Origin of the sequence: Saccharibacillus kuerlensis DSM 22868 (assembly GCF_000378145.1) — a bacterium.
Lineage (GTDB): Bacteria > Bacillota > Bacilli > Paenibacillales > Paenibacillaceae > Saccharibacillus > Saccharibacillus kuerlensis.
The window spans coordinates 1-24,662 of the sequence record NZ_KB899286.1; the positions used below are offsets into that span (position 1 = coordinate 1).

General features: G+C 51.9%; 22 protein-coding genes and 1 rRNA gene. All 23 read right to left on the bottom strand.

Annotation, left to right across the window (positions count from 1 at the left end):
- Positions 1-72, bottom strand: a 16S ribosomal RNA gene (locus tag F456_RS0111710); the annotation flags it as partial.
- A 708-nt stretch (positions 73-780) separates the two neighbouring features.
- A complete protein-coding gene (gene pheA, locus F456_RS0111715; RefSeq protein WP_018977223.1) occupies positions 781-1,665 on the bottom strand; it encodes a prephenate dehydratase in 885 nt (294 codons plus the stop codon).
- Complete coding sequence (gene thrB / locus F456_RS0111720) at positions 1,662-2,636, bottom strand: homoserine kinase (RefSeq protein ID WP_018977224.1); 975 nt, start codon at positions 2,634-2,636, stop codon at positions 1,662-1,664. Before thrB ends, pheA begins: the two co-directional genes overlap by 4 nt.
- A gap of 23 nt (positions 2,637-2,659) precedes the next feature.
- A complete protein-coding gene (locus tag F456_RS0111725; RefSeq protein WP_018977225.1) occupies positions 2,660-3,952 on the bottom strand; it encodes a homoserine dehydrogenase in 1,293 nt (430 codons plus the stop codon).
- Positions 3,953-4,048: 96 nt separating this feature from the next.
- The gene (locus tag F456_RS0111730) at positions 4,049-4,486 is read right to left on the bottom strand and encodes an ACT domain-containing protein (protein WP_018977226.1); all 438 of its coding nucleotides are present in this window, start codon (positions 4,484-4,486) and stop codon (positions 4,049-4,051) included.
- A gap of 674 nt (positions 4,487-5,160) precedes the next feature.
- Positions 5,161-6,471: a GTPase ObgE gene (gene obgE / locus F456_RS0111735; protein ID WP_018977227.1), complete on the bottom strand. Its 1,311-nt coding sequence runs from the start codon at positions 6,469-6,471 to the stop codon at positions 5,161-5,163.
- Positions 6,472-6,624: 153 nt separating this feature from the next.
- Positions 6,625-7,368: a Spo0B domain-containing protein gene (locus F456_RS23625; protein WP_083923638.1), complete on the bottom strand. Its 744-nt coding sequence runs from the start codon at positions 7,366-7,368 to the stop codon at positions 6,625-6,627.
- 210 nt (positions 7,369-7,578) lie between these two features.
- Entirely contained in the window at positions 7,579-7,890 is a 312-nt protein-coding gene (gene rpmA, locus F456_RS0111745) for a 50S ribosomal protein L27 (RefSeq protein ID WP_018977229.1), read from the bottom strand.
- 22 nt (positions 7,891-7,912) lie between these two features.
- Positions 7,913-8,245, bottom strand: coding sequence for a ribosomal-processing cysteine protease Prp (locus F456_RS0111750; RefSeq protein ID WP_018977230.1), 333 nt, complete (start codon positions 8,243-8,245; stop codon positions 7,913-7,915).
- 16 nt (positions 8,246-8,261) lie between these two features.
- Positions 8,262-8,573: a 50S ribosomal protein L21 gene (gene rplU / locus F456_RS0111755; protein WP_018977231.1), complete on the bottom strand. Its 312-nt coding sequence runs from the start codon at positions 8,571-8,573 to the stop codon at positions 8,262-8,264.
- A gap of 163 nt (positions 8,574-8,736) precedes the next feature.
- Positions 8,737-9,975 carry an Rne/Rng family ribonuclease gene (locus tag F456_RS0111760; protein ID WP_018977232.1) on the bottom strand — a complete coding sequence of 413 codons (1,239 nt, stop codon included), beginning with the start codon at positions 9,973-9,975 and terminating at the stop codon, positions 8,737-8,739.
- Between the two features lie 170 nt (positions 9,976-10,145).
- On the bottom strand, positions 10,146-10,946 hold the full coding sequence (minD, locus tag F456_RS0111765) for a septum site-determining protein MinD (protein ID WP_018977233.1): 801 nt from the start codon (positions 10,944-10,946) through the stop codon (positions 10,146-10,148).
- A gap of 3 nt (positions 10,947-10,949) precedes the next feature.
- The gene (gene minC / locus F456_RS0111770; protein ID WP_026293836.1) at positions 10,950-11,636 is read right to left on the bottom strand and encodes a septum site-determining protein MinC; all 687 of its coding nucleotides are present in this window, start codon (positions 11,634-11,636) and stop codon (positions 10,950-10,952) included.
- Positions 11,637-11,720: 84 nt separating this feature from the next.
- On the bottom strand, positions 11,721-12,251 hold the full coding sequence (mreD, locus tag F456_RS0111775) for a rod shape-determining protein MreD (RefSeq protein ID WP_018977235.1): 531 nt from the start codon (positions 12,249-12,251) through the stop codon (positions 11,721-11,723).
- Positions 12,248-13,150: a rod shape-determining protein MreC gene (mreC, locus tag F456_RS0111780; RefSeq protein WP_018977236.1), complete on the bottom strand. Its 903-nt coding sequence runs from the start codon at positions 13,148-13,150 to the stop codon at positions 12,248-12,250. Before mreC ends, mreD begins: the two co-directional genes overlap by 4 nt.
- A 45-nt stretch (positions 13,151-13,195) precedes the next feature.
- Entirely contained in the window at positions 13,196-14,227 is a 1,032-nt protein-coding gene (locus F456_RS0111785; protein WP_018977237.1) for a rod shape-determining protein, read from the bottom strand.
- Positions 14,228-14,330: 103 nt separating this feature from the next.
- Positions 14,331-15,023 (bottom strand): RadC family protein, encoded by a 693-nt coding sequence (radC, locus tag F456_RS0111790; protein WP_026293837.1) that lies wholly within the window; start codon positions 15,021-15,023, stop codon positions 14,331-14,333.
- A gap of 97 nt (positions 15,024-15,120) precedes the next feature.
- On the bottom strand, positions 15,121-15,741 hold the full coding sequence (locus F456_RS0111795; RefSeq protein ID WP_018977239.1) for a Maf family protein: 621 nt from the start codon (positions 15,739-15,741) through the stop codon (positions 15,121-15,123).
- A 453-nt stretch (positions 15,742-16,194) separates the two neighbouring features.
- Positions 16,195-17,574 carry a UDP-N-acetylmuramate--L-alanine ligase gene (murC, locus tag F456_RS0111800; RefSeq protein WP_018977240.1) on the bottom strand — a complete coding sequence of 460 codons (1,380 nt, stop codon included), beginning with the start codon at positions 17,572-17,574 and terminating at the stop codon, positions 16,195-16,197.
- A gap of 8 nt (positions 17,575-17,582) precedes the next feature.
- Positions 17,583-18,956, bottom strand: a complete 1,374-nt coding sequence (locus tag F456_RS0111805; RefSeq protein WP_018977241.1) for a bifunctional folylpolyglutamate synthase/dihydrofolate synthase — start codon at positions 18,954-18,956, stop codon at positions 17,583-17,585.
- Positions 18,957-18,968: 12 nt separating this feature from the next.
- Positions 18,969-21,638 carry a valine--tRNA ligase gene (locus tag F456_RS0111810; RefSeq protein ID WP_018977242.1) on the bottom strand — a complete coding sequence of 890 codons (2,670 nt, stop codon included), beginning with the start codon at positions 21,636-21,638 and terminating at the stop codon, positions 18,969-18,971.
- A 563-nt stretch (positions 21,639-22,201) separates the two neighbouring features.
- A complete protein-coding gene (locus F456_RS22455; RefSeq protein ID WP_018977244.1) occupies positions 22,202-23,200 on the bottom strand; it encodes an RluA family pseudouridine synthase in 999 nt (332 codons plus the stop codon).
- Positions 23,200-24,501 carry a glutamate-1-semialdehyde 2,1-aminomutase gene (hemL, locus tag F456_RS0111825; protein ID WP_018977245.1) on the bottom strand — a complete coding sequence of 434 codons (1,302 nt, stop codon included), beginning with the start codon at positions 24,499-24,501 and terminating at the stop codon, positions 23,200-23,202. The genes F456_RS22455 and hemL overlap by 1 nt, the downstream gene beginning before the upstream one ends.
- Between the last annotated feature and the right edge of the window lie 161 nt (positions 24,502-24,662).

Sequence of the window (24,662 nt, forward strand, 5' to 3'; positions counted from 1 at the left end):
ACTCCGCTCGACTTGCATGTATTAGGCATGCCGCCAGCGTTCGTCCTGAGCCAGGATCAAACTCTCCATTAAGTCGCAAAGACTTTTGCGACCGCGACTTCATTGCCTGACCCCTTCGGGCTAGAGCAATGAACCAAGCGATCCCTTGATCTTTGCTTTTTAAAGAAAGCACCTTGTGCTCGTTAAAACGTGGCGAGAATTTTCATTCTCTATATTCTCTTCGCTTCAAGTTACGGCCCGAAGACTTTCACTTGTCGCGGAAACTCCAAATCACTACGCCCGGCTGGGATAAGTGTTTTTCGTTTCTAACTCACTCATTGTTCAGTTTTCAAAGAACAAACTCAGTAATGCTTCTTTCCGCCGGTCACTCTTTCGCTCGCAGCAGCAACTCTTATATATTAGCATGTTCGCTTTCGTTTTACAAGTCTTTTTTTAAATCTTTTTTTCAGCTTCTTACGAAGCATCCATCCTGATTACAATTTCAACTTGCTACTCTTTCGAACATCCCAGAAGCGCCTCAGCTCAACTGGACTTTTAGTATATCATTGCCTTCGAACAAGTTCAACCCCTTTACCAATATTTTTTACGTCGGGAAACATATTCGCTCTTACTCTTCTGCTTTTCCATCCAATCCCATTTGGTGCTTTCCGTTTAAGTACGTTTAACTACTGACGCACATTCTTTATTGAAAAAGATAAAGGAGACGGATATCCGCCTCCTTTATCCTCTGTAACCTAGTAAGATACAACAAACGTCATTCATTTTATTCTCTGTTCCATCCTATACCTTTGAACTTGCATTCTCGTAAGCAAAACAAGGATAGGATCCCAAAAGACGCACCTGACAGCCGAGCGCTTCAATTTCTTGAATTGCTGCCTGCAAGAGGAGTGCATCCCCCGATTCCAGAACATCGATATAAAAGTAGTAATTGCCGAGCTTCTTTTTGGTTGGACGCGATTCGATTCGGGACAGATTCAGCCTTCTCCATGCAAATGCCGACAGCACTTGATGAAGCGCACCCGCATAGTCTTCAGGCAGAATTACCTGCATACTCGTTTTCTCACCTTCGCTGGCCTGCTTCACTTGAAGCGGTGTATGTCCGATCAGTACAAAACGCGTGTAGTTGTTATCATGATCCGTTACTCGTTCCGCCAATATATCCAGCCCATAGCGCTCTGCACCGAGTTTTGTCGAGAATGCAGCCCAACCGCTTCCGGGATTAGCAGCTGCTCGAGCGGCGCCTTCGGCCGTACTGCTGGCATTTTCGAGTTCGGTATGCGGCAGGTGTTCGGCAATAAAGTTTCGGCACTGCGCAATTGCTACTGGATGAGAAAGCACTTTGACGATTTTGGAAAAGTCGACTTCTCCATTCTCCTCAACAAACTCTTCTCGTCGGCCAACCAAGTTCTGAAGTGACGGGTATACCCATTCAGCACGCATTGGAATATCCACTTCATTGACCAACCAATCCATATGCAGACTCACCGAGCCCTCGATTGTGTTTTCAATTGGAATTACCGCGTAATCGGCCTCTCCTTTAACAACCGCCATAAAGACATCGGAGATCACTTTGTAGTGTATAAGCTCGACCGGTTCTGCACCGAGCAAATACTCAACCGCTTCATGAGAAACCGATCCAGCGGGAAGCAGTGCAATACGTTTCATGATGAAAGTTCTCCTTTAATCAATTCCAGAAAAAGGTCTGGATGGATTCCGGTCTCGCAAACGGCGCCCTCCAAATCCGGTTCCAACCATACTGTGCGTGCTTCAATTCCGTTTTCCCTCATCACACTCTGCATAAATGCTTCGAGCTCTTCGTCCCGTCCTCCATCGCGATCCACTAAAGCCAGCAAGGTCGGTCCTGCTCCACTAAGAGCTGCGCCAAGAGCGCCGCGCTGCGAAGCTTCCGTCAATACTTTCTCCATCCCGGGTACGAGTGCCGCCCGATACGGCTGGTGAAGTCGGTCGCGCATAGCAGAAGCCAGCAGATCCAATCGTCCGGAAGAAAGAGCCGCAGTCAGCAGAGAAGAACGGCTGATATTATATACGGCGTCCTGTAAGCTCAACTGCTGAGGAAGTACTGCACGGGCTGCTGTCGTCGCAAGTTCGAATTCGGGGATAAGTGCCAGCACCTTCAGATTGCGCGGAGGTTCGATTCGCACATAATCCGCGTGTTCTCCATCCCAAGCAGCCGCTATAATACCACCGAACAGCGATGCCCCTACGTTATCGGGATGGCGTTCAAGCCCTGTCGCAAGATCGAACAATCGATCATTGGAAAGAGGGTATCCAATTAGTGCGTTGGCCGCTACCATACCCGCAATGATCGCTGAAGCACTACTTCCCAAGCCACGCGTGAGCGGGATATCCGAACGCATGCCAATTTCCAGCTCGGGAACCTGCACGCCTGCTGCGTCGAACACAAGCTGCGCCACTTTATAGATCAGATTTTCTTTATCCGCAGGGATCCCTTGAAAGCCTTCCCCTGCAAAATGCACCACCGTCTGCTCTGCCTGCCGCATTTCGAGCCAAAGGTATAAGGAAAGGGACATGCCGAGCGTATCGAATCCGGGACCCAGATTAGCCGTACTGGCCGGCACTCTGACACGTACCGATCCGACATTTTCGTTTACCATGATGTTTCTGCTCCTTCCGGTACTTAGCCTTCCACCCGATACACGCTGACGATCCGGCGAACCACTTCAAGTTCTCCGAAACGCTTCAATACTTTATCAATGCTTTCCTTGCTGGCCTGGTGTGTGACAATTACAATCTCCGCATCCGGGTTTAGCTCATTCGGCTGCTGGACCACCGAAGCAAGACTGACTTCGTATTCGGTGAAAATTTGTGTAATGCGTGCCAACACCCCGGCTTTATCGTCCACATGCAGCAAAATGAAGTTTTTAAACATGATTTCAGAGTCGTTCTTCAGCTTTTTCGGCTTGTTAGGCGCGATCTGCTTCAGTCCGTTAACACCGAGGCGCAAGTTTTTGATAACCGAAACCAAATCTGCAACGACAGATGTAGCAGTCGGCATCTCTCCGGCTCCAGCTCCATAGAACATCGTTTCTCCAACTGCTTCTCCATAGACATATACCGCGTTGAATACGCCGCTTACGGAAGCGATGGGATGCGAAGTTTTGACCATTGTCGGCTGGACACTGATTGAGATTGCATCATCCTCGCGGTCGGCGATCCCCAGCAGCTTGATCTCGTATCCGAGATTTTTGGCATAAGCGATGTCGGCCTGACTAACGCTCGTTATTCCTTTGACTTGTACATCGGCCAATTCGACGTTTGTACGGAAACCGAGTGTCCCCAGTATGGTCATTTTGCGTGCCGAATCCAGACCTTCGACATCCGAAGTGGGATCCGACTCGGCGTATCCAAGCTGCTGCGCTTCCTTGAGCACTGTTTCGTAGGAGACACCCTCTTTGCTCATTTTTGTGAGCATGTAGTTAGTCGTTCCGTTGACGATCCCCATGATTTTGGTAATTCGATCTGAGGAAAATCCTTCGATTAACGTTCGGATAATCGGAATACCGCCGGCTACACTTGCTTCGTAGAACACATCGCATTTCATTTCCTGAGCTTTAGCCAAAATTTCCGTGCCGTACAGCGCCATCAAATCTTTGTTTGCCGTGACAATATGCTTGCCTTGGGAGAGCGCTTCGAGAATATAAGTGCGAGTCTGTTCTACGCCGCCCATCACTTCCACAATCACATCGATCTCCGGATCGCGGATGACTTCCCAAGGGTCATCTGTCAATTTGGAAGCGTCGATCGGAATGTTGCGCGTCTTCTCACGATCCTTGACGGAAATCTTTTCGATTACGATCGGCGAGCCGACCTGCCCACTCAAATCTTCCTGATGCATTTCCACAATTCGCACAACACCCGTTCCTACTGTTCCCAGACCGAGCAGTCCTACTTTTACCGGCTTATTACTCACGTACAATTTCCTCCCCGTCCCTATGCAGTCCTTGCTATGGCAATGATTTGCCGCATCTGCTGCCTGTTCCGATTTCAAAAACTGTGCTGCCTTCGATTATCCTTGTCCAATGACAACAACGCGGCTGACACCAGCCACCGATTCAAGTGATGCGGTCAGCTGGCTGAGTTCATCCTGCAGTCTTGACGTTTCTACCGATAATACCACATTCGCACTTCCCTGCAGCGGGATGCTCTGATTGATGGTCAGTACATTCCCGCCGCTTTCCGCAATCAGACCCAATACTTTGAATAAAACGCCTGCCTTATGCTCTAGAAGCAGCGACAGCGTCACCAATCTCTCCCGATCCAACTGGTTAACCTGGTGAATGCCGTCCTTGTACTTATAAAAAGCGCTCCGGCTGATTCCTGCGATTGCTACCGCTTCGTTAACCGTCTTCGCCTGACCGCCGGCCAGCAGCTCCTTAACGTGCAGTGTTTTCAAAATCGCTTCGGGTAAAATGTCTTCTCTAGCCAGATAATAACGCTCTTTCATAAAAGTCCTCTCCTTAAAGACTGCTGTTTTCGTATAGCGGACATTATATCGAAGAAATCAACTCAGCGTCAACCCTTTACAGCAAAAAAGTTACATAGAGCGTCAAATCTTCACCGTTCTTCTTTCAATAAAATAAAAAAGACGGGTATCGAATTCAAGAGATTCGATACCCGCCCTTATCGCATAGCAGTCCATAAGACTGCACCTGCGATCCTCTATCCATCGCACAGCAGCACATTTAGCTGCGCCTGCAATCCTTTATCCATCGCACAGCGGCTGATAAAGCCGCGTATGCGATCCCTTATCTATCGCACAGCGGCTCATAAAGCCGCGCCTGCGATCCCTTATCCATCGCACAGCGGCTCATAAAGCCGCGCCTGCGATCCCTTATCCATCGCACAGCGGCTCATAAAGCCGCGCCTGCGATCCCTTATCCATCGCACAGCGGCTCATAAAGCCGCGCCTGCGATCCCTTCCTTAGAGGCTTCTTTTTTTATAAAAAAAGAAGCCTCCCCAATCCCCGAGCCGACATGCAGGCGAGGGATATTCCCCTCCCCCACCTCAGCGAGCGGTTTGCGATTGGAGCGACTTTTGGCTTTCCTTCTACTCCCGGAATCGATTAGAGTCCGGAGAGGAAAACAACCCGGAGCGACACTCGCAAACCGCGAGCACGCTTAATAATAACTACTACCCTCAACAAACTCGAACTCGAACTCCCCGATCCGTACGATCGTACCGTCCTTCGCACCGCGTTTGCGAAGCTCTTCGTCCACGCCCATATGACGCATGGTACGGGCCAGCTTCAGGATTGCTTCGTGAGTATTCAGCTGCATCCGTTTCATCAGACGCTCGATCTTCGCACTTTCCACGACGAACATCTCATTCTCACGGCGAATCGTGAATCCTTCGTCCTCAACCTCTTCGGCGCGATAAACTTTACGCTCGGATTGGTCTGCCGTTTCTTCGATTGCCGGAGCTTCCGGAATGGAATCCAGAACATCGGCAGCTCGGTACATCAACTCTTGTACACCCTGACGAGTCAGAGAAGAGATCGGCATGATTTCGAGTTCTGGATTAACCTCCGCTACCTTCTCTTTGAAAATACGCAGATTCTCTTCGGAATCCGGCATATCCATTTTGTTGGCGGCTACAATCTGTGGACGATTTTCAAGCTCTGCATTGTACAGCTTGATCTCTTCATTGATCTTCACCCAATCCTCAAAAGGATCACGTCCTTCGGAACCGGACATATCCACCACATGGATAATAACCCGCGTCCGCTCGACATGGCGAAGGAACTCATGTCCCAGACCAATACCTTCATGCGCGCCTTCGATCAGACCCGGCAGATCGGCCATTACGAAACTGCGGCCTTCCCCTACGCCAACTACACCAAGGTTCGGAGTAATGGTCGTGAAATGATACGCGCCGATCTTCGGTGTCGCACCGGATACAACCGACAGCAGCGTCGATTTGCCTACGCTCGGGAAACCGACAAGGCCTACATCCGCCATGACTTTAAGCTCAAGCACAATATAACGTTCTTGACCTTCTTCACCGTTTTCCGCCAGCTCGGGAGCCGGATTGTTCGGTGTCGCAAAACGAATATTGCCGCGTCCGCCGCGTCCGCCGCGGGCAATAACGAGCTGTTGGCCGTTTCGCGTCATATCTGCCAGCACTTCCTGTGTATCGTCGTCAATAATAAGTGTACCTGGCGGAATTCTTACAACCATACTTTCGGCATTCGCACCGTGCTGACTCTTATTGCGCCCTTTTTCTCCGCGCTGTGCCTTGAAGTGGCGCTGATAACGGAAGTCCATCAGTGTACGCAGACCTTCGTCCACACGGAAGATGACGTCGCCGCCTTTGCCTCCGTCGCCGCCGGCAGGACCGCCGTTCGGCACGTACTTTTCACGCCGGAACGAAACGATACCGTCGCCTCCGTCGCCGCCTTTTACATAAATCTTCGCTTTATCTACAAACATGAACTCACCTCTTCTAAATCGTATACTCAAACTGCAAATCAGCTCAGACTCGAAAACGGTATTTCTTCCTTCCGCTTCACGAAAGCCTCGCCACGTATCGAAGCTGCCGCGATTGAAACAGAGACGATCAGTTTGGGCATACGCACTTTAAGTTTAAACAGGAAGCTTCCAACGAATCAGCGTACCCCCATCGATAAGTTCCATCGGCAGTGTGCAGGGCTTAAGCGCTTCTTTGACCGCATGATGGAGCATAGGGGCTGCTTCCGAATCATCATCTGTATCCGTATCTGTTTCGATAAACAAAGTGGCTTCTCCGCCTTGTTCGCCAAATACGATTCGGAGCGCCGGCTCCATGGATCGCTCTGCCATTCCCGAATAGCGATAAGCCGCCATTCCTGCTCTTAGAGCCCGAACAAGAGCCGCTTCTTCTTCTAAAGTCAAACTTCCTGCATAATGAAGGTCTTCATCTACCTCGACACGAAGCGCAATCTCCCTATTCTCCCCTTTAATAGTCATCAGGTAGAATACGAGTTCCGGCAGTCCAAGCTTGGCAATGCGACTTTCTCTATGCATGTCTTCGCTCACGCGCTCGACAATTTCTCCAACGCGCTCCGTCTTACCCATTCTGGCGTAACCGAAAATCACTTGGAGTTCGTTCATCCAATCATGCCGCTGGTGACTGAGAACATCAAGAAAAAACTGCTGCAGCGATTGTCTCAATTCCTCAAGTTCCCGCTTTCTGCGCCGTCTTTCCTGCCCAGACATGAGCAGAAATACACCGGCAAGCCAGACCGCGAGCAGAACGAACATAACCGCTCTCGGAAAAATCCAGGCCAGAATCAAAGGAACGGCGACAGACAGCGGCATTAATAAGGATAACTCCCTCCACTTTCTCATCGGCCCTCTCCGTTTCTGATCATAGTCAACATACGTCTTTTACAGAGTTCTGCAAGGATCTACTAAATTTGAGTATACCCAGAATCCGGCAAAATTCCAAGCAGCGAAGCTCTTAAGCAGACTGTTTACAACGCTAGAGCTTAAATGGCCTCTCAACAAAAAAAGACCTTCGGTACGAATACCGAAGGCTTCTTGATTACCCGTTAGGTCTTAGGCCTCTACGGAAGCTGCTACGTCAGCAACTTGCACCGGGTAGACGCTGACTTTTTTGCGGTCACGGCCGAGACGTTCAAACTTTACAACGCCATCGATGAGGGCAAACAAAGTGTCGTCTTTGCCGATACCTACGTTCGTTCCCGGGTGAATTTTCGTTCCGCGCTGACGGAAAATGATACCGCCGCCGCGTACGGCTTGACCGTCTGCACGCTTAGCGCCAAGGCGCTTCGAGTGACTGTCACGTCCGTTTTTCGTCGAACCTACACCTTTTTTGGAAGCGAATAACTGGAGATCCAATTTCAACATGGTGGTCTACCTCCTTCTTTAATTATTGTGTAACCTGATCAATCCGAATATATTCATGGTAAGAAGTCACGATTGTTTCCAGCATGACCACCATCGACTCAAGAATCAGTTCGGCTTTGGCTTTGAGTTCGTCCGATTTCATCGGTGGAAGGCTTCCACTGAGAAAACCGTTCTTCATTCGGGTCTTCATCACCGCTCCGGTGAGAACTTCGACCGAGTTCACCGTACCGACCGTAATGGCCGATATGGCGGAACAGACGATATCCTCGCCGCGATCGGCGTAACCCGCATGACCCTTGACCGAAAAACCGGTGATTTTCCCGTCAGGCGATCTTACAATTTGGACGATAACCAAGTTATCTCCCTCATTTTTACGCTTGGATTTTTTCGATCGTTACCTTAGTATACGGTTGGCGATGGCCTTGTTTCTTGTGGTAGTTCTTTTTAGGTTTGTATTTGTATACAACAACCTTTTGGCCTTTACCGTGTTTCTCAACTTTTGCCGTTACGGTTGCTCCCGATACCATCGGTGCGCCGATTGCCAGTCCGTCCTCTTTGGATACGGCCAGGACACGGTCAAACGTCACGCTTTCGCCGTCTCCGGCTTCCAGCTTCTCGATGAACAATACGTCGCCCTCTTGGACTTTGTACTGCTTACCGCCTGTTTCGATAATTGCGTACATCTTCTTGCACCTCCTCATGTCTCAGACTCGCCTGGTTCGGGTGGACCGCCTGTAAAACAGGGATCGCTTCGACCCGGCCTGTGCGGTTACAGCATGTGCAAGGTGAGTACACCGGCACACATACTTGATGATTTTAGCATACACAATTATAAAAGTCAACGGTTTACCGAATCATAATCCGACCCGTTCCTCCACACGTCGAACAAGCTTCGTAAAAGAGGCCAGCACCGCTTTCACGCACTTTTTTTCGGGTCATTTCGAGCAGTCCCAGCTTTGTCCATCCGACAATATGCGATTGTGTACGGCCTTTCAACAGCTGTTCCTCAAGACGGTTCAATACGCGCGTTCGATTATGTTCTTCCTTCATGTCGATAAAGTCGACAATTATGATTCCTCCAACGTCTCTCAACCTTAAAAGCCGGGCGATTTCTTCCGCTGCTTCGAGGTTGGTCTCCGTTACGGTCGTCTCCAAGCTGTCGTCCGCCCCCGTAAACCTCCCAGTATTGACGTCCACGACAGTGAGCGCCTCAGTCTGATCCCAAACGAGATATCCGCCGCCCGGCAGCCAAATTTTCCGACCAAAGTCCCGATGCAGTTGAATCTCGACCGGATAAGCTTCAAATAACGGTGTAGAATCGGTATGAAGATGCAGGCGCAGTTGAACGTTCGGCATTATACTTTCCAGATAAGCACCGATCTTCTGCTGCTGGACAAGACTATCTACAATCAGTTCATCGACAGCCGGATCGAATATGTCGCGGACCATACGCTGCGCAAGATCAAGGTCCCGATATAACTCCTTAGGAGCTTCCGAATTTTTGGCTGCCTCCGTGATCTCTTCCCACTGCCGACGTAAAGCCGCCAAATCCTCGCTTAATCTTTCATCCTCTTTCCCACCGGCTACCGTACGAAGAATCATTCCTTCGCCAGGACGCCGAAGATGCTCGCCGAGAGACTTCAGGCGGGCACGCTCTGTCTCTGGTTCGACTTTTTTGGAAACGCCGACGTAATCCGCTTGAGGCATATAAACGATATAGCGACCTGGCAGCGAATAATGCGTCGTTACCCGCGCTCCCTTTCCGCCAAAGGGTTCTTTGGTAATCTGCACAAGGATCTGCTGTCCTTTACGGGCAAGCTGCTCTATCGAAGGCTTGACTTTGGGCTGCTTTTCCAAATTAGCAGGCAGCATATCATCGATATACAAAAAGGCGTTTTTCTTTAATCCAATATCCACAAAGGCGGCCTGCATCCCCGGCAGTACATTGACGATTCTTCCTTTGTAAAAGCTTCCGGCTACTCCATGGTCACGGACGCGCTCCGCCGCAAACTCGATCAGCTTTCCATTTTCCAACAGTGCCGTTTGAGTCCATTCCCCTTCATTGTGCACAACCAGCTGTTTCATTCGTCACCTCCTATCCTGTATTTTGTCGTATCCGGCATGCCAAGGCATACACGGGCCATATTTACTTCAGTAGACGCAGTCTAACATTTAAAAGTTTCATTCTATGGAAATTGACAACAAAAAGACTCCTCGCCGAAAAGCGAAGAGTCTGCAGCGTTAAAGCTGTTTGATCATTTTCCGACGCCGAAAAGTCTTCGGAATAGGCTGAATCGTCCTTTTTTCTCGTCAAGCTGCATAAGAGGGACCGTGTCTCCCTGAATGCGGCGTGCAATATTGCGGTAGGCAATCGATGCTTTGGAGTCCGGATTCATAACGGTCGGCTCACCGGTATTGGCGGCCTTGATCACCATCTCGTCGTCCGGAACAATTCCAAGCAAATCAATATTCAGTACCTGCAGCACTTCATCCACATCAAGCATCTCGCCGGCTCGAACCATATTCGGCCGAATGCGGTTGACGATAAGCTTCGGCGAGGCAACATGCTCCGAACTTTCAAGCAGTCCGATTACGCGGTCGGCATCTCGCACAGCTGCGTTTTCCGGTGTCGTTACGACGATTGCTTGATCCGCTCCGGCGATCGCGTTCTTGAAGCCCTGTTCGATGCCGGCAGGACAATCGATCAGCACATACTGAAATTCGCTTTTCAATTCGAGAATGATATCGCGGATCTGATCCGGCGACACGGCATTTTTGTCTTTGGTCTGCGCAGCCGGGAGCATGTACAGCTCTTCAAAACGTTTGTCCTTGACCAGCGCTTGATGCAAACGGCAGCGTCCATCGGCCACGTCGCAAATATCGTAAATAATACGGTTCTCCAGTCCCATCACGACGTCCAGATTGCGCAGGCCGATATCCGTATCGACCAGGCATACCTTTTTGCCGAGCAGTGCCAGCGCCGTTCCGATATTGGCCGTGGTCGTCGTTTTTCCGACGCCGCCTTTTCCCGAAGTGACGACTATAGCCTCTCCCATTCTCTACACTCCTTTGAACACATTCAGATCCCGGCGAAGCCGGGCAATATTCGCCATCTTGTCGATTTGCATCTGCCCATCTTTTAAATAGGCAAATTCCATCTGCGTCTCCTGCGGATGCGAGCTTCTTTCCTCGCTGCTGTCGGGCGGACGGCTGATCACTTCCGCAATCCGCAGCTGCGTCGGCTCCAAATATGAAGCTCCGACAATCGCACGCTCACTGCCTTCCGAACCGGCATGAGCCATTCCGCGCAGCGCTCCGAGAATATAGATATCTCCAGTGCACACGATGGAACCTCCCGGGTTAACGTCTCCCAGAAACAGCAGATTTCCGTCGTGGTGGAGCACCTGCCCGGAACGGACCATACCGCTCATCGTTGTAACGGGCGTGCGCAGCACCGCATTTTCCCGCAGTTCCGCAGATTTGGAACCTTCAATCGAACGTACAAGCAGATTACGTTTGCTCCGCAGCGCGTCTAAAATTTGCAGCTTCTGCTCATCCTGAAGCTCTCGGCTGCCATAACGCACGTCAATCGAAACAAGCGGTCCGCTCAAGATAGCCTGATGACTATTTTCCAGCATTTCCCGTATCTCGGCCAGCAGTTCATCGAAATCGCATTGTTCGTCCAACCGGAACACGAGGCCGTCCTTGACTCCCTTGATTGTAATGAGATTACGCTTGATGGACATCTCCTCCCGCTCCCCCTTCGTCTGAATCTTTCGAGACAAATGGCCCTTTCTCCTGCACAGATCGCATAAAAGTTACCGGAATGCTTATTCCTTTGCGTCTTTTTTGGGACGAATAGGCATTTTATCGAACTGTCGACGGATCGGAACGTAGACGATCAGCGCAAATACCAACCGGAACAGCAGATCGGGAATAATGTACTGGATAAGTGCCCAATCGTAGGTTTGTTCATTGAACTTGAATACGGTATAGATTCCGAACAGCATGCTGTCCAGCATAAAACTGCCGATCATGACGACTGTAAGCATGACGGGCAGCGGAGCTTTCGGCAGCTGGAAGATCAGCCCCAGCAGATAGGCGGTAAAGCCCATAGTGAAAGCATACGGTCCCAACATAGCGCCGTAATAGACGATGTCATGCAGCATACCGAATACGACACCAAGAATCATGGCCGCATAACGATGACGATATACGGCTACGAACAGGATGCATACGAAGACCAGGTTTGGCATAAGATGCGGAATCCAGGAGTCCGGCAGGAACCACGGCAGAACACTTCCTTGGAACAGAAACATTACGAACAGCAGCAGGACCAGGATTTGTTTGCGCCAAGTCATGGCGTACCGTCTCCCGTTTGAGGTTCAGGTCCCGGAATGACGACGAAGAGTTCTTTCCATTCCACAAAGCTGGCAGTTGGGAAGATTTTAGCGGTCATTGTTAATCCGAACTTGCTCGGTTCCAGATCTCTTACAATACCAAGCACGATGCCTTCCGGGAACACACCGCCGCTGCCGGAAGTGACAATCGTGTCCCCTTTTTCAATCTTCGGCTTGTTCGGATCATCATTCTTAATTCCGGTCATCAGCAGACGATTTTCTTTCTTATCGTAGCTTTCCACGATACCGAACGTTCCCGTTTTTCCGGTCGCAGTTGCCGAAATTGAGTAGCTGTCGGGCGAAGTCAGACTCAACGAAGTAATAAGCTGAATGGTCGACGTGTAATCGGTTGTGGTGCTAATGATTCCGACCATGCCTTCAATACTTGTAACCGCCATACCGACCTCAACTCCGTCCTGTGAACCAACGTCAATATTTACAGTCGGATTGTTGACATCTTCGTTTACTGAAATAACTTGAGCGAATCGATAGTGCTTGCTCGAGTTCAACTTTTGTTTTTCGGTAAATTTAAGATCTTCCTTCAATCTTTCGTTAGTGGATTTCATCTCTTGGTAATCAATCAATTCTCGTTGATACTGAGCAATCTGAATTCGGTAGTTCTCATTTTCTTCATAAACAGCCTTCAAATCCCCAATATCCTCAAAAAATCCCGACACTGCAGATGCCGGCTTATTGACAATCCGCTGCGTGAATCCGACCGTATCCTTTACAAACCTCTCAGGCCAGGTCAGCCCGACCCGGTCCCCGAGCGTGACGCCCATCAGGGCGACAAAAAGCACGAGTACGATCAGCAGGATAAACAGCTTGCGGTTTCCTAATATTCTAAACAGTTTGAACACCCTCTAACATTGCTGAATTGTCCACAAGCGTCGTTTGTCTTCGAATCAACCGCGCTTCGAGCGACCCGAACCATTGCCGCGAGCTTTGAACAGGTGGATGTTGTCAAGCGCTCGACCCGTACCGATTGCTACGCAATCCAGCGGATTCTCCGCTACGATAACCGGCATGCCGGTCTCGCCTGCGAGCAGCTTGTCGAGGTTGCGCAGCAGCGCACCGCCGCCTGTCAGAACAATACCGCGATCCATAATGTCCGCTGCAAGCTCAGGCGGGCATTTCTCAAGCGTTACCTTAACAGCTTCTACGATGGCACTCACCGTATCGGCCAGAGCTTCCGTAATTTCGCGCGCCGTAATCGAGATGGTCTTCGGCAGACCGCTCACAAGGTCGCGTCCGCGGATTTCGATTGTTTCCGGCGTTTCGACCTGAATCGCCGAACCGATCTCCATTTTCAGCATTTCGGATGTGCGCTCGCCGATCATCAAGTTGTACTGACGCTTCACGTACTGGATGATGGCCTCGTCCATCTCGTCTCCGGCAACGCGTACCGAACGAGCCGTTACGATACCGCCGAGGGAAATGACTGCAACTTCGGTTGTACCGCCGCCGATATCGACAACCATACTGCCTGTCGGCTCCCAAACCGGAAGATCCGCACCGATTGCTGCCGCAAACGGCTCTTCGATCGTATAGGCTTCGCGTGCGCCCGCCTGCTTCGTCGCGTCTTCGACAGCACGCTGTTCAACCGCAGTAATGCCGGAAGGTACGCAGACCATAACATTTGGCTGCCGCTGGAAAAACGAACGCTTCTTCTGCGCTTGATTGATGAAATACTTGATCATTGTCGCCGTTGTATCGAAGTCGGCAATAACGCCATCCTTCATCGGTCGGATTGCGCGAATGTTGCCCGGTGTACGTCCGATCATTTTTTTTGCGTCTTCGCCTACCGCTTCGATCGTTTTTGTGTCCGTACGAATGGCTACTACCGAAGGTTCTCTCACTACAATTCCTTTACCTCGTACATATACCAGTGTGTTTGCCGTTCCCAAATCGATTCCCAGATCCTTATTGCCCATCATTCTACTTAACTCCCTTTCTCGTTCGAAATTCGCTTTTTATGTGTTTGTTATTTGTACATGCGCAAATAAAACCCGTCCGGTTATGGACTATGGACGGAGGTGTTTACATTAGACCCTGCTCTTTAAGACTGACATACGTGTCGTCTCCTACCACAATATGGTCGAGCACTTCGATGCCGACGATTCTTCCCGCTTCAGCCAGTCTTTTGGTCAGGGCGATATCTTCGGGGCTTGGAGCTGGATCGCCGCTTGGGTGATTATGAGCGCAGACGATCGAGGCGCTGCTGGTCTTGATCGCGGCGCGAAACACTTCGCGCGGATGTACAATCGAAGCGTTCAAACTTCCGACCGACAGCGTCTCCTGTCCGATGATATGATTTTTGGTATTCAAAAACAAGCAGATAAAATGCTCTTTGCGCAGATCGCGAAGAGATTCGCGAACCGCTTCGTACGCATCTCTCGGACTGCGTACGATCACTTTCTCTCCGAAGCTCTTGCGTGACAAACGCAGTCCAAGCTCAATACCGGCCTTTAACTGCACGGCTTTGGCAGGTCCGATTCCCTTGATCTTCGTCAGCTCTTCGATGCCAAGATCGGCCAAGCCCTTAAGACTGCCGGATTCGTTCAGGACGCGCTGCGCCACTTGAACGGCCGATTCGCCTTGAACTCCCGTTCTCAGCAAAATGGCGAGCAGTTCAGAATGACTGAGCGCTCCCGCTCCGTACTGCAGCATGCGCTCTCTCGGCCGCTCTTCGCTCGGCAGGTTGCGCAGCAGATGAGTAAAATGAGACTCCATGATTTCCCTCATTTCGCGGATATCCGCAAACGGGTCCTTATGCGTATGATAAGCAAAATCCAATTATGTATCGCATGACAACCGAAAATACGGAACCTTATGGATTGGACGGTATCAAATGTATCCCGAAGCTCTCGAGCATTTCGCCCAACAGACCTACCGGAAGACCGACTACCGTAAAATAATCGCCTTCGATCGACTCGACGAGCAGCGCTCCAAGACCCTGTATCCCATAAGCACCAGCCTTATCCATCGGCTCTCCGCTTCTCACATAATCTTCAATTCGCCGTTCGCTCAATTCTTTCATCCGCACACGCGTAAACCGGTGACGTACCATTTGGCGTCCGTTCCCCGCATCGATGCAGGCCACTCCCGTATACACGAGGTGCTCTCTACCCTGCAGTCTTGTAAGCATGCGAACCGCTTCCTGTTCGTCCGTGGGCTTGCCGAGTACTGTGCCTTCCAGTACGACAATTGTATCGCTGCCGACAATAACGCCCTCGGAGCCGAAGCGACGCTTCAATACCCATTCGGCTTTACGCAGCGCAAGCTCTTCAACAATTTGCTCGGGCGTCCGGCAGCCCTCTATCTCCTCAGTGGCGCCGCTTGGCTCCACAATGAAATCCGCTCCAAGCGAAGCCAGCAGCTCTCGTCTTCTCGGAGAGGTAGAAGCAAGTATGATTTGACGTGTTTTTCTTTCATTCGATTGATTGTTCAAAATGGAGATTACTCCTTTTAGCCGATCGAAATGATGCTGCGGATTCGCGGCACATTCAACCGGTGCTTCGGGACGGCTTGGACATCCACGCGACGAACCGTCTTACGGTCCGCTCCACAACCGGAACACAGCTGCGGCAAGCCTTCGCCAAAGCGAAGCGCAGCTCCGGATAACTATTCTATGCCCGAGTGTATCGTCTCTCTCCGATATCGCGTTTGTCGTCAACCGACTTCCTCGATTATACGGATCGTATATGCAGAAATTACAGATCCTGCCGAGACAATGCAATTAGGCATTTTGAACAAACATTATTATACGTGCTATTCAGCGGCAATACAAACTTAAATAGATTTACTGTCTTAACCCGACATTAAAAAGCCGCTCCGTACCGCTTTCAGCAGTCACGGAGCGGCTATCGCTCTTTAATCCCGTCGTAATTCGTCAGGCCAAGACTTATAGCGCTTTACCTTTCCAATCATCCGCAAAAGCATGCGACACTTTCCAAATGTCACCCGCTCCCATCGTAATAACCAGATCGCCATCTTGAATACGGCCTGTCAGATCTTCCAGCACTTCTTCTTTCGTTGCCAGATAACGGGCATTGGAGTTACTGTTCTGCTTGATCAGATCGGTCAGCACTGCCGAGTTGACGCCTTCAATCGGCTCTTCTCCCGCTGGGGAGTAAATGTCGACGATAATGACTTCGTCTGCTTCCGCAAACGCCCGGCTGAACGCATCAAGCAGGAAGAAGGTACGCGTATAGCGCTGCGGTTGGAATACTGCAACAATCCGCTTGCCTGTAGACTTCGCCGCACGCAGCGTTGCCTCGATTTCCGTCGGATGATGCGCATAATCGTCTACAACCAGCACGCCGGCCGTATCGGCCAGTACCTGGAAGCGGCGCTTGGCTCCATGGAACTGCGAAAGCCCAATTGCGGCTTCTTCGAACGGAATGCCCGCTTTGATGCAGGCGATTAGCGCTGCTGTTGCGTTGTAGACATTATATTTGCCCGGAACAAAAAGCTCTACTCGTCCCAGTTCGCGGCCTTCGCTGCTCACGGTGAAGGCCGCACGCCGATCGCCCAGCTCCATATCCGAAATCCGGTAATCCGCATCTTCGCCCATTCCGTACGTGATCAGTTTGCTGTTCAAGCGAGGCATAAGCTCCCGCAGATTTTCATCGTCGGCGCAGACAATCGCAAATCCGTCTTCGCGCGTCTGATTCAGGAACTGCACATAAGCTTCCTTAATTTTCTCAAAACTGCCGTCGTAATTTTCCAAATGATCCGCTTCGATATTAGTCACGATGCTGATATAAGGATGATACTGCAGGAAAGTGCCATCGCTCTCGTCGGCTTCCGCTACGACAAATTCGCTTGATCCAGCTTTCGCATTTGTGCCGAGACCTACAATCTCGCCTCCGATAATATAGGTCGGATCGGCTCCGCACTTCTCCATCGCCAATGCGGTCATCGACGACGTCGTCGTTTTCCCGTGCGCACCGGCAACGGCAATTCCTTTGCGCTCGTTCAGCAGGCGTGCCAGCATCTGTGAACGGTGCAGCGTCGAAATACCAAGACGCTGTGCTTCCACACGTTCTGCATTGTCTTCAGGCAGCGCCGTCGAATAAACGACAGTATCGGCGCCATGCACGTATTCGGCTTTATGGCCGTAGTGAATAAGCGCTCCTCCTTCAACCAACTTTTTCGTCAATCCTTGTTCGGCCACATCGGACCCCGTAATCTTATGCCCCATTTCCAGCAATACCCGGGCGATTGCGCTCATGCCGTAACCGCCGATGCCGATGAAATGGATGTGCTCTGTCTTTTTCATAATGTGTTTCACCAACCTTTCTCAGAATCGGCCTGGTGCAGCAGCTGCGCACGCACGTCGGAAATCAAATATAGTGTACCCGAGACAACCCCAAGATCTCTCGGTCCAATCGAAGTTTCAAACTCTCCCAAAGCCGTTTTCCAATCGGGCTGCACGACAATGCGCAGGTCTGCCTTGGCGTACTCTGCCCGCAGTCCTTCCGCAATATCAGCAAGCGCCGATGCATCCATTTTTTTGCGAAAATCCGGTTCTGTAATAATCAATTCGTCGACCAGCGGCAGAATTTCCTTGAAATAATCTTCGTGGCTCTTCGTAGAAAGCATGCCCATCATCAGCACCAATCTGTCGTACGTCCATCCGCTGTTCAGGCTCTGAGCCAATGCGGCAGCACCTTCGGGATTATGCGCACCGTCCATCAGAATACGAGGCTCCCGGCGGACCAGTTCCATCCGGCCCGCCCAGAACGTTTCGCGGAAACCGGCAGCGGTCTTCTCATCGTCAAGCTGAAAAGCCATATACTGACGCAGCACTTCAAGTGCCATAAAAGCGCCTGCGGCGTTTTCCAGCTGATATTCTCCGCGCAGCGAGAGAGACAGATCAAATTCTCGAAACGGTCCTACGAAATGCAGACTCTGCCCATTTTCCCCGGTCTCTGTTTTCTCGTAAGAAAACTGTTCGCCTGCCGTGTAGCAAGTGCTTTTGCATCGGCTTGCGGCGTCTTTGATCACCTGCAGCGCTTCCGGCTGGCTGACGCTCGTTACAACCGGAACACCGGGTTTAACAATTCCTGCTTTTTCCGCCGCGATTTTTTCGAGCGTATCCCCGAGAATATCCATATGATCGTGACCTACGTTCGTAATAATCGACAATACGGGATTTACAACGTTGGTCACGTCCATCCGTCCACCGAGCCCCGTTTCCCAAATTACAACGTCCGGAAAACAGACTTCGGCATAGTAAAGGATCGCCAGCGCAGTCGATACTTCGAACATGGTCGGCGAACCGAGTTCGGTTGCCGCAAGTTCCTCGACAACGGGATGCAGCCGATTCGACAGCTGAAGCAGCGTTTCTTCCGGAATGTCTCTGCCGTTGTACTGAAACCGATTTGTGAACTTTGTAATATAAGGGGACGTGAACGTCCCCACGTCATAGCCGTTATGAATAAGTACGCTGGTCAGAAAAGCACAGGTCGAGCCTTTACCGTTCGTTCCCGCGACATGAACAAATTTAAGCCGGCGGTCCGGATGACCGAAGCGCTCCATCAGAGCTTCGATCCTTTCCAGACCGGGCCGAATACCGAACGGAATAAGTCCGTTGATCCATTCTACCGCTTCCGCATAAGAAGTTAGAGGCGCCGAAGCGCCGCAATCGTTGTTGTCCATCGCTGACCCACCTTACCCTTTCAACTCGGCAATACGGGCCAATACTTTGTCGCGTTTGTCGGAGTAATCCGCCTGCTTGGCACGTTCTTCTTCAATAACATGTGCAGGAGCTTTCGACGTGAATCCCGGATTCGACAGCTTTTTGTCGACGCGTTCTACTTCCGAGTTCAGCGTTTTGACTTCTTTTTCGAGACGCGCAATTTCCTGGGCGATATCAATCAGGCCGGCCAGCGGCAGATACAGCTCCGCTCCCGTAATCACCGACGTCATCGCTTTGTCAGGAGCCTGCAGATCCAGTCCGCTGACATATTCGGACGTGTTGCAGAAACGGCGGATATATCCTTCGTTCGCAGTCAGGATCTCCAGCGTTTCCGGCGACGTCGCTTTAACGTTAAGCTCGATTTTTTTGCTCATCGGCACATTGACTTCGGCACGGATGTTGCGAACGGAGCGGATGATTTCCATCAGCAGTTCCATTTCGCGCGCGGCCGAGGCGTTTTCCAACGATTCGTCGTACGTCGGCCATTGAGCCAGCGTAATCGTTTCGCCTTTGTGCGGCAGGTGCTGCCAGATCTCTTCGGAGATGAAAGGCATGAACGGATGAATCATCCGCATTGTCCGATCAAGCACGTAAGCCAGAACCGACTGCGTTTTCTTTTTCGCTGCGGCGTCTTCGCCGTACAGCGACAGCTTGGCGAATTCGATATACCAGTCGCACAGGTCATCCCAGATGAAGTTGTAGAGCAGACGGCCGGTTTCTCCAAACTCGTACGAATCGATCAAGCGCGTGATGTCGCGTGATGTCTCGTTCATGCGATGCAGAATCCAGCGGTCCGCCGTCGTCAAGTCTCCGGTGATATCGATCTCGTCGTACGTGAAGCCTTCGAGATTCATCAGGGCAAAGCGCGAAGCGTTCCAGATCTTGTTCGCAAAGTTACGGATCTGTTCGACGCGTTCGAAGCGGAAGCGCAGATCCTGCCCCGGTGTAATCCCCGTGGACAGCATGAAGCGCATAGCGTCCGCACCGTACTGATCGATGACTTCAAGCGGATCGACGCCGTTGCCGAGCGACTTGGACATCTTGCGTCCTTCGCTGTCGCGAACGAGACCGTGCATCAGCACGTCTTTGAACGGAACTTCATCCGTGAATTCAAGCGCCGTAAAGATCATGCGGGCTACCCAGAAATAGATAATATCGTAGCCTGTTACGAGCACGTCCGTCGCATAATAGCGTTCCAGATCTTCGGTCTTCTCCGGCCATCCGAGCGTGGAGAACGGCCACAGTGCCGAACTGAACCACGTATCGAGGACGTCTTCGTCCTGTCTCAAATCGTCGCGGCCTGCCAATTGGCGTGCTTCCTCTTCCGTTTTCGCTACAAATACTTCACCTGTCTCGTCGCAGTACCAAGCCGGAATGCGGTGTCCCCACCACAGCTGACGGGAAATACACCAGTCCCGAATATTTTCGATCCAGTGCAGGTATGTTTTTTCGAAACGGTCCGGTACAAAGCGAACGCCGTTTTCCGACTTCTGCGCCTCAATCGCGCGATCGGCGAGAGGCTGCATCTTAACGAACCACTGCGTGGACAGGTACGGCTCGACAACGGCACCGGTCCGCTCGCTGTGTCCTACCTGATGCACATGATCCTCAATGCTGACCAGAACACCCTGTTCCTGGAGATCGGCTACGATCTTTTTGCGGCAGTCCGCACGATCAAGACCCGCATACGGTCCGGCTTCCCCATTCATTGTGCCGCTTTCGTCCATAACATTGATCTGAGGCAAATCGTGACGAAGACCGACTTCGAAGTCGTTCGGATCATGGGCCGGCGTAATTTTAACCGCACCGCTGCCGAAGTCTTTTTCAACGTATTCATCAGCGACAACCGGAATTTCGCGGCCGATAATCGGCAGTACGAGCATTTTGCCGACCATGTCTTTGTAGCGATCGTCTTCTGGATGAACGGCAACGGCCGTATCGCCCAGCATTGTTTCCGGACGTGTTGTAGCTACGGTGATCGAACCGCTTCCGTCCTTGAGCGGATACTTCAGATGATACAGGTGACCCTGCGTCTCCTTGTATTCAACTTCGATATCGGACAGCGCCGTGCGTGCAGCCGGGTCCCAGTTGATGATCCGTTTGCCGCGATAAATCAAGTCTTTCTGGTACAGCTTGACGAACACTTCCTTAACCGCTTCAGACAGTCCTTCGTCCAGCGTAAAGCGTTCGCGCGAGTAATCGAGCGACAGGCCCATTTTCGCCCACTGGGATTGAATGTTCGCCGCATAAGTATGTTTCCATTCCCACGCTTTCTCCAGGAATTTCTCACGGCCCAGATCATAGCGGCTTACGCCTTCTTCACGCAGCTTCTGCTCGACTTTCGCTTGTGTAGCGATACCGGCATGGTCGGTACCCGGAAGCCAGAGCGCATCGAATCCCTGCATACGCTTGGTGCGGATCAGAATGTCCTGCAGGGTGAAGTCAAGCGCGTGACCGATATGCAGCACGCCTGTTACGTTCGGCGGTGGGATTACGATGGTGTAAGGCTTCGCTTCCGGCACCCGGCCAGCTTTGAAAAATCCGTTCTCCATCCAGTATGTGTACCACTTTTGCTCTGCGGACTTCGGATCGTAGGTCGTCGGCAGCGACGTTTGATTTTCGTTATTTTGAATATCCGACATTGGACAGCCCCCCATTGTTCGTTTTTTTAGGTTCAGTTCATTAATTTTTAAAAATGCTCACTTCTGTAAAAAAGGCAATAAAAAAAGCCCTTCGTCGCAAAGGACGAAAGGACTTGCTTTCGCGGTACCACCTTTGTTCCACAGCTGGGCGTTTTCCGCAGGAAATTGACATCCTTGTCAGGACACTTCCGGAGGAAAATCAGCAACCTTCTCAGCATTTCTGTAAAACTCTCTATCCTTATCGGTATCTCTCCGTAGGGAAATCGACGTTTCTTAGACAATGCTTGCTGCGGCACTCGTACGGATAACGGCCGTAAACCGGTCTTCCCTAGCTCTCGCGCAGCCGATTTGAGATCGGATACCGAAAAAGGTTCAGGAAAACGACTCCCGGGCGACTTCGGCCAGCTTGCGTCCTACGGAATCTTCCAGCCTATGGATTCCGCTCTCTGAAGGGTCTGCTGCCTACTCTTCCCGTTCCACGTCTTTTTGAATAGTTTATGAATATCCTTTATCATACCGTGCGGACCCCTGCTCGTCAATAATTGTTCACGAAATATGCCATCTCATGTCAGACGATTCAGCAGGGTCTCTATATCGCTCGGAATAGGATCCGCAATCTCGATCCGTTCTCCGGTAAAAGGATGGGTAAATTCGAGCCGTTCGCCATGCAGCGCCTGCCGGTTCAGGAGATCGGAACTGCCGCCATAGAGAACGTCGCCGATCAGCGGATATCCGGCGTGTGCCATATGCACGCGGATCTGATGGGTACGTCCGGTCTCCAGAACAAGCCGGACCAGGCTTGCACGACCGCCGCCCAAGGTATCTACAAGCTCAACACGCGTACGGGCCTCCTGTCCGCCGGGAGAAACCCGGCGGCGGCTCTTGTGATGGCGGTCGCGGCCGATTGGTTCGTCGATTATGCGCAGGGAACGTGGAACGTTGCCCTGCACAACCGCGAGATAGACGCGGCCGATCGTCTTCTCACGCATCTGCTCATCAAGCGCCAGCCGCGCGTACTCGCCTTTGGCGTACAGCACCGGCCCGGACGTATGCTCGTCCAACCGGTGCACGTGATGCACGGCGCAGGCTTCGCCGTGCAGTTGGTAATGCGAGGCGACTGCGTTCGCCAGCGTCAGGCGCTGCGCGCCGCCGTCGGGATGCACAGGCATCCCGGCGGGCTTGTGGACGACTAAGCAGAAGTCGTCCTCGTACAGGGCTTCGAGCCCCTCCTCTGTCCAGAGGGGCTCGAAGCCGTAAGGCTCGTCCGGGCGCAGCCGCAGCCGTGCGCGGCCGCCCCGGACCTGTACTTCGCCCGCGTGCAGCAGGCGGCGGGCCAGTTTTTCCGGCACGCCGAGCGCAGCGGCGGCCGAAGCTTCGGGCCCGGCGGCGCTGGGCGCCGGGCGGCTGTCCCGCGCGGACGCCCCCTCAAGTGCCGGGCGGTCTTCGCGTACAGCTGCTTCTCCGGACACTTCATTTAACATGTCCGGATTTGCTCCGCCTGCGATTCCCGCAGGCAGCGCCGTCTCGATCCATTCGCCCCGGCGCGTCCAGGAACGCGCCATCAGAGAGACAGCAGCGCGCTGCGCTGCGCTGCGATCGTGGCATCAATGTCTTCGTCGCTGTGTACGCCGGAGATGAACATCCCTTCAAACTGCGACGGAGCTACGCTGACACCGCGATCAAGCATTGCTGCAAAATAACGGCGGAACAAATCCAGATCGCTGTTTTTGGCTGAATCATAATTAACGACCGGACCTTCCGTGAAGAACGGACAAACCATCGAACCGACCCGATTGATCGTTACCGGAATACCGGCTTCCTGCGCATTTTTCTCAAAGCCGGCCTGCAGACGCGCACCTGCCGTTTCCAACCGATCATATACTTCAGGCGTCAACAGCTTAAGCGTCGTATAACCTGCCGCCATGGCCAGCGGATTCCCGCTCAACGTCCCCGCTTGATAGACAGGGCCGCTCGGTGCGACCTGCTCCATAATTTCGCGTTTGCCGCCGTAAGCGCCGACCGGCAGACCGCCGCCGATAACCTTGCCGAAACAGGTTAGATCAGGCGTTACGCCGAAACGCCCCTGCGCACAGTTCAGACCGACGCGGAAGCCGGTCATAACCTCGTCAAAGATCAGCAGGCTGCCGTGGCGTTCCGTCACTTCACGCAGTCCTTCCAGGAATCCGGCCTGCGGAGGCACGACACCCATATTGCCGGCCACAGGCTCGACGATCAGGCAGGCGATCTGCTCGCCGAACTTTTCGAATGCAAGCCGTACCGACTCCAGATCGTTATAGGGCACCGTGATCGTGTTGGTCGCTACCGCTTCGGGTACTCCCGGACTGTCGGGCAGTCCCAATGTTGCAACGCCGGAACCGGCTTTGATCAGCAGACTGTCTCCATGTCCATGATACGAACCTTCGAATTTCAAAATTTTGTCGCGTTTGGTTACACCGCGCGCCAGTCGAATAGCACTCATGGTCGCTTCCGTACCGGAGTTAACCATACGGACAATATCGACCGAAGGCACACGTTCCACGACAAGTTTGGCCATCTCCGTTTCAAGCAGCGTAGGCGCCCCAAAACTCGTACCTTTAGCTGCCGTCTCCTGCAGTACCTGAACCACTTCAGGGTGTGCATGGCCCATAATCAGCGGTCCCCACGAGCCTACATAGTCAATAAAAGTATTGCCGTCGATGTCGTAGACACGGGAGCCTTCGCCCCGCTCGATATACACCGGTGTCAGACCAACCGATTTAAAGGCCCGGACCGGGCTGTTAACGCCGCCGGGGATGTATTTTTTCGCTTCCTCAAAAGCGGCGCTTGAACGGGCATCATTACGCTTGGATACGGATTCGCTCATAGGATCACTCCTTCGGGTTTATAGACGTTAGACGTCCAATCATTTCGGACTGAACGCCTAGCGCCGTTCTTCTGCCCGGACGCAATTCGCGCCGAAGCGGGCTTGTGTTGATTTATTGTTTGTTTATCGCTTTTGTTCCCTGCTCATCAGAGGATGCGATC